Raw genomic sequence first — 371 nt, 5'->3', positions numbered from 1 at the left:
TACCAGAAGTAGGTAGCTTAACCGCAAGGGGGGCGCTTACCACGGTAGGATTCGTGACTGGGGTGAAGTCGTAACAAGGTAGCCGTATCGGAAGGTGCGGCTGGATCACCTCCTTTCTAGAGTTGCATCAGGCTATAGAGCCGATTCATTAAGCGTCCACACTTATCGACTGTCAATCAAGAAGAACAGCGTTTGAAAGCGCAAACGTAAGCATCCATGCTTAGGTTTGATCTTTCAGGGATTAAAAGCTGTTTCGTTCTTTAACAATCTGGAAGAAGTAAAGTTTTAATCGTTTGACCGACAGGTCAGACGATGGGTAGTGATTGTATGTATCAAAACAAAGCAACAACGCTGTACTTTCTTATCTCTGT

1 rRNA gene is annotated in these 371 nt (G+C 44.7%); it reads left to right on the top strand.

The window, feature by feature from the left end:
* Positions 1–116: ribosomal RNA gene (locus F1735_RS34385) — 16S ribosomal RNA — on the top strand; the annotation flags it as partial.
* Positions 117–371: the final 255 nt, after the last annotated feature.

The sequence above is a fragment of the Massilia genomosp. 1 genome, from assembly GCF_011682185.1.
In the GTDB taxonomy this organism is placed as follows: domain Bacteria; phylum Pseudomonadota; class Gammaproteobacteria; order Burkholderiales; family Burkholderiaceae_D; genus Telluria_A; species Telluria_A rubra.
This window is presented reverse-complemented; position numbering and strand designations above follow the sequence as displayed.